Source organism: Rhodoblastus sp., assembly GCF_019449565.1.
Classification (GTDB): Bacteria; Pseudomonadota; Alphaproteobacteria; order Rhizobiales; family Beijerinckiaceae; genus Rhodoblastus.
The window spans coordinates 1-9,396 of sequence record NZ_JAGRPM010000016.1; the positions used below are offsets into that span (position 1 = coordinate 1).

Here is a 9,396-nt window from a genome sequence, read left to right on the forward strand (position 1 = left end):
CCGCTTCAAGGCCAGCGCCGCAACCGCAAAAGGACGAAAGGAGAAAGCCAATGCCTTGACCAAAACCTGACCGCAGGAACATAAAAAGGCGGGTCACTTCTCAGTGAAAATCCCGGGTCAGTTCCAAACGGAAATCAACAATCCGACAAAACCGACGAAAGGGCATTTGTCGGTTTTGTCACATCCTCTCGTAAGGTGTTCTTGGCGTTGAAGGCCTTCAGGCGGGTGAGGTAGCTGGTCATGACAGCGCCGCCGGGTTGATCGAATAGACTGTGCTTGGACGCCCTCCCGTGCGGACAGTCTTCTGCGCGATCCATCCGTGGTCTTCGAGAAGGCCAAGAGCGGCATCGATCTGATCGTGGTCGCTCAGCCCGGACCAGCCTTTCCGCATCACGTCCCGGAGCGAGAAGTCTTCTTTCAGGTCTCCCTTGCGGATATGCGCGATGATCGCTTTCGCGCCAGCAGCCTTGGTCTGCGATCCAGCGCCATAGCATCGCCGCGCGTGAGCTTCTGCGTATTCCGCGATGGCGAGCGCGCGGAGCGCCGCGCCCTCGGTGATCGGCCCATATCCGTTGTCGGCGAGATGGCTGGCAATGGCGATCGCAGGTACGAGTTTACGGAACTTTGCAAGATGACTCTCCAGCGCGGGTGTGAGGTCGCCGGAGCGAAGGCGAAACTCAAGCCCTTTGCGCCAATCGTCGAACAATTCTTGCGCCGCGGCGTCGAACCTCAGGAACGGCAGGCCGCCGAAGTCGCAAACTTCTGCGCCGACAGAGGCGGGCGTTACATTATCGAGGCGCTCGAACGTCGCCCACGCGGCCTTGCGCGCCTCGCTGATCGGGTAGCGATCGACGTTCTCCCACTCCGGCGACTGGTTGGGCCATACAAGAAGGCCGAAGCGCTGGATCATGCCGTCGTCGCCGGCGCCCTGCGAGCGACTGATGTATTCAGCGAGGCGGCCGGGCTGCGTCGATCCAAGAAGGGATAAGCAGGCCGCCTCGATATGGGTCGAACCACGCACGATGCGGTCAAAGGTGTAACCGCTCGTCCCGTTCCACGCCGTCAGATAGAAGCCTCGCGCCGACGAATTGCGCTCATCGTCGAGATACTTCAGGAGAGAAATCAGTTCGTCGCGAAAGGCGAGCACGCCATCGGGGTTATGCGCCATCGCCAGCCCAAGGGACTCATAGGTCGTGTCATTAAGCACGTAGCGCCGCATGCGCGGCGGTTCTGGCGCGTCGCCCGCGAGGATTTCGTCGTCGATGTCCTCGGCGTTCATCTTCGTGGCTTTGCGCTCGCTCGCCTTGACCTTCAGCGCATGAACGCGCTCTGCCCGTTTGAACTCGGCGAGAGCTTCTTCGTTTTCCTTCCGAGCCTCGGTTTCGAGCTTGTTAATCGGCTTGAGCGCCTCGCCCATGGCTGGGCTCTTCAACATGCCGGGACGGCCGATGATGCAGCCCCAGAGGTTCGCCACCTCGGTCCAGTCAGTGCGCCGCTGGGGGCGAATGGCGACCTTTCGGCCGAGAATCGAGCCCATGGCGACCAGCGCCGCAACACCAACAAAATCGGGAGGGCACTGCATCCTGTCGGAAATGTCCGCGACCCACTCGGCGAGCGAGCGCGGCAGGAATGCCGGGTCGAACTCTGGGACCGGCAACAAATCCGCATGGACCGGTTTCGGGTCGGACCAGTTGGAATTTGGCGTCTTTGCCGATGCGCTCCCGGCGCCCGAGGCGCAGGCATGGTCGTCGTCGATGATGATCGGATCGCCGTCATCGCCGAAGTCGCGGTCGGAAAGCGGGCCGCGCGGTTTCGCCATGCCGTCCTTCAGCGCCCTGGCGAGCGTCGCAGCGCAACCGCGCGGGTCTTCCCTCGCGAGGCCGTTCTCCCTGCAAGCCTCGGTGAGCGAGGCCATGACTTCATCGGATGAAATCCAGCCGGCGCCGATGATGCGGCCCATTGAATAGGCGATCGCATTCGTCGCGTTATTGCGTCCACCCTTCTTGGTCTCCGCAAGTTCGACCTTCTTGCCGGCCAACGCCGCTTGCGCCCAGGCGCGTTCGCGGGCGCCGGCAGTCGCGCGGCCAGCCGTCCAACGGGCGTCGGCATCTCCTCCGAAGACATCCTCGGGACCCGCTTTCGGTGCACGGATAAGCCGGGAGATGACGTCGGGCACCTGAGGGATCGCCCGCAGATTCCAACATTCCGCAAGGTCCGGGGTGCCCTCCACGGGGTGATAGACCGCGCCGTCATAGCGCACGCTGCCGGGCGCGATGATGTAGCCGCCGTCACCGCGAACATCGATGCCCTGGCCCGCGAGTTCACCGTTGCTGTTGCCAAAAGGCGGCTCGGCTCCGGGTTGCGAGAAATAGAGATGCAGCCCATTGCCAGGCGTCTCGACAATCGGACAGCCGAGTGCTCCAAGGTCGTCTCCGACATGGCCCTTGAGCTTGGCGACGCCATCGGGCGAGTCGGCGTGACGATCGGCGTCGACGACAACGATTGCGCATTTGCCGCAATCCAACGCGACGAGAGCGTCGGGGTGTTGGCGCCACCAGCGCACGATCGTCTCGAGATCGCGGGTCGACTCGTCTCTCCAGTGCGCAACCAGCGGCTTCTTATCGAACGCCTTATTGCTGGTCGAGCCGCAGGGAAAGACATAGAAGCCTCGCGCGGCATAATGCAGCGCGAGTTTGCCGTTCAATGACAGGCTGGCTTGATCGTCGGACATTCTAGCCCTCCTTCGATTCAAGGAGGGCTTCGGCCGAATCGACCGGAACCAGTCGGCGATTGCCGATTTTGACGGTCTCCAACTTGCCTTCGGCGATGAGCCGATAAGCGGTGCTGCGCGAGACGCCATAGGCCTCGCAAAATTCATTAACGTGAAGCGCGCGGCGCCACGCCGCGTGCTTGCGCTTGTCATGACTTTTCATAGATGGCCCGCCATTAAGAGGCGACGCCAGGGCGCCACCTCGACTGATGATGGCGCTAACGATGTCTCAGCGGTTCAGCGGCGTCGAAATGTGCAAATGCGCCGACGTCATTTATCGGCGCATTTCATTTGGCGCTTTTCCTTGGCCGTCCGGGAGGTGCAGGCCAAAGCTCTGATATTGTTTGCCGAAGCATCTCTCTCGAAATACTCAGATTCTCCTTGGCCAAGAGGTCTTGCGCCGCGCGCTGAGAAACACGTCTTCCGCCCCGCTGAGCACTTTCTTGCTTCAGGACGCGAATGAGTTCTGCACGGCTAATGCCCTTCTCGGTTACGGCAGCCAAGAGGGGCGGCGGAAACGTGGACCTCAAGCTCCGTTGGTCGACGTAAACAGAATCATAGAGCCATGTACGTCCTTCGCCGGCTTTAGTATGCCCTGCAGTCGCATCCACCACTCGATCTGCGCCATCAAGGTCTTTGCGGCCGACAACCCGGAGCGTTGCCCAAGATTGAGATGAAATCCGCGTTTCTATGCCGGACTTAATTCCGACAGCTTGAACCTTTCCGTTGCGCAATGCAGTAATCAAAAGCTGCTTTGCGTCTGGATCAACAAACAGATAACCACGGAAAACCTTCGGGACTAATGACTGGCCTCCCTCCCTGTTCTTGACCCATCGCAGGCTCTGTTCGATATATTCCGGCCACTCCTGCCTTACTTTGCGCAAGGCATCGTCTAGCCAATCAATAGGATTTAACGCCTCGGTGAGACGATCCGGAGATAGGCCGGATTGAACGCATTCGATCCATTTGATGGCCATGCCCAGAGACCAGAGCTTAGCCTCTTCGGGATCGAACAAGATCTCATCGGCCCATGCCGCGAACGGGCTCCACTGAAATACCTCGGCCCAATGCTCAGCCGAATTTGGCGTCAACTCTCCGATTTCCGCCTGGGTGTAAATATGGAAGCGCAAGATTTTGCCTAGAGAACTTTCCTCCTGAAACGTTACGGCAAGCGCGTTTGATATATATGATATATCCGCTCCAATGTCCCAAGGGCGCCTGGCCCGACCCGTGCGTGGCCGGAATTTTCTCTCATGCGCGATCCGGTTTTGGATCTTGGCGATCACGTCACGAACGTCCAGGCATCGTGGATGTCCGCGATAAGGCGACCGATTGAAGAAGGCCTCCCGTAACGCGAGCGCCCACTTTTCGAGGCGGCTTTTTGTTATCGGCTCGCCCATTTGAATACTCTCAATCATGGATACTCACTTGGAGGGATCGCAGAACCGGCATGGAGGCGACCTGGACGTTGCCCAGCGCGTTACTCGGCTCGCGACGAATAATCCGTAACCGCTGAGCGAACGCGGGGGCGCATGACATTGACAAAGGTGTTCACACGCTCGGCGAGCCACGCGAACGCGCGTTCCCTTACTTCCGGGCGATCCAGAGACACAACGTTGAGCGCGTCGACGATGCGCGGCCGCCCTTCTTTATTTTCTGTCAATTTCGCGGTTCCACCTAGCTCACCCTTCACTGTATCCCAGTCGTCAACGATCGCCTGCATGGCGTATTCCCCGGCACTGTTTCGTGAGGACGAAAGAAAGACCCCGACTTCGTTTTGTCGCATGTCGCGGTAAACTGTAAGCCAACTACTGCCGTTCGGAGCCGGCAGGGATAAAGTAATATAGCCTTGGCGCGCCGGTCTTGGCTTGGGCTGTTCAGGGTCGTCGAGCTTGAGATTGGCGATAAATTCCATCCAGAACCGCTGTTGGGAGTCAGACAAAGCGCTACGTTCTGGATCAACTTCAGATTCCGTAGACGTATCCTGGGGTTCCTCGAGCACATAGCCCTCGGGCAGAGCGACGACGTTGCGCGTGATGATCATTGTGCGCGCGAGTACCCGTGGAACGACCAAACGAGTGCCGTCGGGCATGACGTAGATCGGAAGCTCGATGAGCCCCAAGGAAAAGTGCAGTCCTGCGTGAACCTGCAGATACTCGGCGATAGCTTCCACACCTTCGCGGATACCGTCTCCAACGATCAAGAGAAGAAAGCGTCCACGCCGCAAGTTAGCGGTGAGCGCATCGTTGAACTGCATTTCATCGACTGTGGGTTCAATGGCCCGCACCTTTTCGAGCAGCGGATTGCCGTCACGATTCAGACGTCGACTTACTTCTCGCTGCAGATCAGACGAGGACCATCGACTCAGCTCTTTGGCGTAGTCGAGAATTTGTCCCACGACTTCTCTTCGCCCTTCAGGATTGCGCCAAAGCTTGCATTCAACGAGGACCGGCAAACCAGAGGGCGTAACCATGAAATTGTCGATCGACCCGGCAGGAGTGTTCAGCTCCGTGCATATCGGAACAGGGCTTGCAAACATTGGGTCAATTTCGGCGATGGGCAGAGACCCCGGATGAGTATGTATAAGCGCTTGAATATCGGCCTCGCTCACGGCGCCGTCCCCGCGTTGCAGGCTCAGAGGCTGTAAAGCAATTGCGCCCGCCGAGCCCGCAGTCAAAAGAAGAGGGCTGCTATGTTGTCTGGCCAACTAAAACTCCATCGGCAATGGTTTGTTGCGAGCGAGACGCCGGAGAGGCGGCGCACTCACAAATAATTGCCGCCAGAATCGTTAGGCATTGGCTAATGCGGGTTCATAAACGCGCGCGCCGCCCGGCTCGCAGAACGCCGCCCAAGCCGCCATTAGTTCTCGTCGCTGTTCGAGGACGTCTGTCCGGCGATATGCGCGCTCGATCGCGTTACCGACCGCATGCCCCATCGCCTGCTCGATTACGGAATGCGGAAACCGGCCAATCTCCTCGGCCCATACGCGGAACGTTGCGCGAAAACCATGTGGGACAATTGGCTTGCCCTGATCAGGGTCAAGCCAATTCCCCTCATCCGGCGCAACAGAGTTCATTCGACGGATGACGGTCAACATCGCCATGTTGGAGAACGGCTTGCTGACGGACTGTCCGGGGAAGACATAGGTCGACGACGCGGCTGCCTTCATTTCTCGCAGAATTTCCATTGCGCGCGGCGCCAGCGGCACGCGAAACGGATCGGCCCGGTGGTTGCCGTCCTTCAGTTTGCTCAAAGGAATGGTCCAGAGGGCGGCGGTCATGTCGAACTCGCCCCACTCGGCCTTCAAGGCGGAATCGGTGCGGACATTGGTCAGGATCAGAAACTCCAGCGCCCTGGCGGCTATAGCGCCTCGCGCCCGAAGCGCCGTCATGAACTCCGCCATCCTCGCGTAAGGTAACGACGGGTGTCGACCTCGGCTCAGTTCCTTCGGCTTAAAGAACCCCTGAGCTTTCAGGTCTACCCAGTTGGCGGGATTCTCTAGCATCAGGACGCCATGCTCGGCCTTGAGGATGACGCGCGCTCGGTCGAAGACGCGCCGGATCGCGGGATGGAGTTTGCGAGCAACTTCCGGTTTAGATTCCCAAACTGGTCTTAGAACCGCCGCCACATCGAGGGTCGTGATCTCGTTCACGGGACGTTCGAGAAGGGGGCCGGAATAGGCAGGGCCAAGGTGGCGCGTCCACTGGTATCTCACCTTGGCGTTTGTTGACTTGGCTTGGGCGTCGGCGATCACTAGCGCCGCGACATCTGCAAAGGTCGGGAGGGCCTTGCGCGCCTGAGCCTCATTTTTGCGCGCGGTCTCGCGCGCCTCGATTGGGTCTTTGCCGGAGGCGATAAGTCTGCGCGCCTCGAAGGCTGCATCCCGCGCTTCCGCGAGCGAAACCTCGGGAAAACTTCCCAGTCCCATTTCACGGGCTCGGCCCGCCAGCATGAAGCGCAGTCCCCATTTGCGGGCGCCGGACGCTGTCACAACCAGTTGTAGGCCCTCGCCGTCGCCATACTTTCCGGGCTTCGCGGTCTCCACCTTGCGGTTCGTCAGTTTACCCATGTCGCCCCACCACCAGCCCACAAACACGCCCACAAATTTATATGGGATTATAGCGGCCATCGTGAGACAAACAAGGACACTCTAGCGCCTATTTACTTGTTTTATCGTTGATAACTGAAACATTCAGAGACGGCATGGAACGATAGTTGAGTGCCGCCCCTGGGCACCATCCGCCCCTCTCGTCCATTTTAATTCAATGACTTAGGCAATGTTTTTGCCCAAGGAATGTTTTTGCCCAAGGATCGACAACCGCGTCGGAATCCTGGGCATTCTCGTTCGCCATCTGACCTTTGGCCCGCATCGCCACGCAGCACGGGCCAGGCGTTTTTGATCGGCCGATTTCGTGTAGCGATCGACTTCTTTCAAGCTGCGATGGCCGGTGATGGCGGCGATCTGCAGGCTAGGACTTGGTTGTGTGAAAACGGCGAGCCGGCCGGGGGCAAGTGCATTTTTTGAAGCGGCGATCTTTGGCTCATTGTTTCGTGTTGGAATCTTGCGGTGCAGGAGACATGGCCCGGGATTGTTTTTTTTTCGCGCAAATCTCCGTGATGTTGTCGTTGTCTCCGCTTTTGCAAGTTGATGTTGTCACTATCGGCGCTCAAGCTGATGACGAGTTCATTATCCTTGCGCTTGCAGCTCGGGAAATCGCCCATGACGAGCCAGGTCGAAATGCTGATCCGGAAGGCTGTGACCGGCGGCGCCCTGAAGGTGGCCGAATTCAATCGCTGGCGTCCCAGAGGGGCAGTGGCAACCAATCCCTTCCTGACGGGGATCCACAAGCCGGTCGAGGATGAAGTGACGCTCGAATACCCCGAGGTCACGGGAACAATCCCGCCGGAGTTGGACGGTTGCTACATGCGCAACGGGCCAAACCCGATTGAAGCCAACCCCGCAACCTACCACTGGTTCATTGGCGACGGGATGATCCACGGCCTGCGCCTCAAGGGCGGCAAGGCCCTGTGGTACAAGAACCGCTGGGTTCGCACGACCACCGTCAGCAAGGCGCTCAAAGAGGCGCCAGCGCCTGGCCCCCGCCACGGCCCCTTCGATACGGTCAATACCAACGTCTTGGGCTATGCAGGAAAGGTCTGGGCCTTGGTCGAGGCGGGCAGCTTCCCGGTCGAGCTTGACGGCGATCTCAACACGATCGCGCACAATCCCTTCGGGGGCACGCTGCACGGCGCTTTTACTGCGCATCCGCACATGGATCCGGACACTGGGGAGTTTCACGCGATTTGCTACGACGGTCAGATCCCGGACACGGTTCGATATGTCGTGGTCGGCACGGATGGCCGCGTTCGTCGCGACGAACCCATTGCCGTGGAGCACGGCCCCTCGATCCACGACTGCATGATCACCGAAAACTACGTCATCGTGCTGGATCTTCCGGTGACGTTTTCGATGAAGTTGCTACTCGCCGGACATAGTTTTCCCTATGCCTGGAACCCGAAGCATAAGGCGCGGGTCGGTTTGTTGCCTCGCTCGAAACAGGGGGAGATCCTCTGGTGCGACGTCAAGCCATGCTATGTGTTTCATCCAGCTAATGCTTATGAACGCGCGGATGGCAAGGTCGTGTTCGACGCCTGCGTGCATGACACCATGTTCGCGCGAAGTGCGCATGGCCCGGATTCCGAGGGCCTCAACTTGGAGCGTTGGACGATCGATCCGGGCGCGCGCTCCGTCGATCGCTGCGTCATAGACCCAGCCGGGCAGGAATTTCCTCGTATTGACGAGCGCAGGACCGGCAAGCCTTACCGCTTTGTCTATACGATGGCGGTGAAAAACGGGAGCGCCGAAGCGATCACGGAAACCCGCCTGTTCAAACACGATCTCGAAACGGGGCAGCGCGAGATCCATGACTTCGGTCCAGGCCGTTTGCCGGGCGAATTCGTTTTCATTCCCCGGACCGGCGACGCCGCAGAGGACGATGGCTGGCTGATGGGCTTCGTGATCGATACGAGGAGCGGGACGACCGACTACGCCATTCTCGACGCGCGCAATTTTTCTGGGCCGCCACAGGCCGAAGTCCACCTCGCGCGCCGCATCCCGCCGGGCTTCCATGGCAATTGGGTGGCGACGGGGCCACGCCATAGGTAAATCTTGGCCCGTCTCGCGGAAAACGGAGCAGATCGGCGGAGCAACATCTTCCGGAAACGAGCCAAACTGGCGGCTTGATCGCAAAAACTCAGCTCGATCCGGCTGGCGCCGAAGTCACGCTTCGGACGCCGCAAGCTCCCTTCTCATCGGACGGTTCGCCTTCCCCTTGGGAGCGCCAATTCACCGAAAAGCATGCGCTCGAATTCGGCAGCTGCGGGCGGCAGCGAACGCCCTGTGACGCGAAGCCGGTAGAGGGGCCGGCTAATCGCCAGTCCAGCCATCTCCACTGGTTTCAAAACGCCCAGGGCGATCTGATCCCTCGCCGCCGCGACGGAGACAATGGCGACGCCGAAGCCTGAGGCGACAAGCTGCTTGATCGCTTCGGTGCTTCCGATCTCGATGGCTTCGCCCGCATGCACGCCCGCTTGTTCGAGCGCCGCGGCGACGACTTCGCGCGTGC

General features: G+C 59.6%; 7 protein-coding genes. 1 reads left to right on the top strand and 6 read right to left on the bottom strand.

Annotated elements, in window-relative coordinates; all coding sequences use genetic code 11:
• Positions 1-238: 238 nt before the first annotated feature.
• The 5 genes from QZ409_RS03535 to QZ409_RS03555 form a co-directional block, all read right to left on the bottom strand.
• Positions 239-2,731, bottom strand: coding sequence for a DUF3987 domain-containing protein (locus QZ409_RS03535; RefSeq protein WP_296707184.1), 2,493 nt, complete (start codon positions 2,729-2,731; stop codon positions 239-241).
• A 1-nt stretch (position 2,732) separates the two neighbouring features.
• Entirely contained in the window at positions 2,733-2,933 is a 201-nt protein-coding gene (locus tag QZ409_RS03540; protein WP_296707186.1) for a helix-turn-helix domain-containing protein, read from the bottom strand.
• A 124-nt stretch (positions 2,934-3,057) separates the two neighbouring features.
• Positions 3,058-4,188 (bottom strand): hypothetical protein, encoded by a 1,131-nt coding sequence (locus QZ409_RS03545; protein ID WP_296707188.1) that lies wholly within the window; start codon positions 4,186-4,188, stop codon positions 3,058-3,060.
• Positions 4,189-4,250: 62 nt separating this feature from the next.
• Positions 4,251-5,381, bottom strand: coding sequence for a hypothetical protein (locus QZ409_RS03550; RefSeq protein WP_296707189.1), 1,131 nt, complete (start codon positions 5,379-5,381; stop codon positions 4,251-4,253).
• A gap of 177 nt (positions 5,382-5,558) precedes the next feature.
• Positions 5,559-6,839 carry a site-specific integrase gene (locus QZ409_RS03555; RefSeq protein WP_296707190.1) on the bottom strand — a complete coding sequence of 427 codons (1,281 nt, stop codon included), beginning with the start codon at positions 6,837-6,839 and terminating at the stop codon, positions 5,559-5,561.
• A 651-nt stretch (positions 6,840-7,490) separates the two neighbouring features.
• Between QZ409_RS03555 and QZ409_RS03560 the strand changes: the two genes are divergently transcribed.
• Complete coding sequence (locus tag QZ409_RS03560; RefSeq protein ID WP_296707192.1) at positions 7,491-8,936, top strand: carotenoid oxygenase family protein; 1,446 nt, start codon at positions 7,491-7,493, stop codon at positions 8,934-8,936.
• A gap of 143 nt (positions 8,937-9,079) precedes the next feature.
• Here QZ409_RS03560 and QZ409_RS03565 read toward each other — a convergent pair.
• The coding region (locus tag QZ409_RS03565) for a LysR substrate-binding domain-containing protein (protein WP_296707194.1) at positions 9,080-9,396 on the bottom strand (317 nt) is incomplete at its 5' end.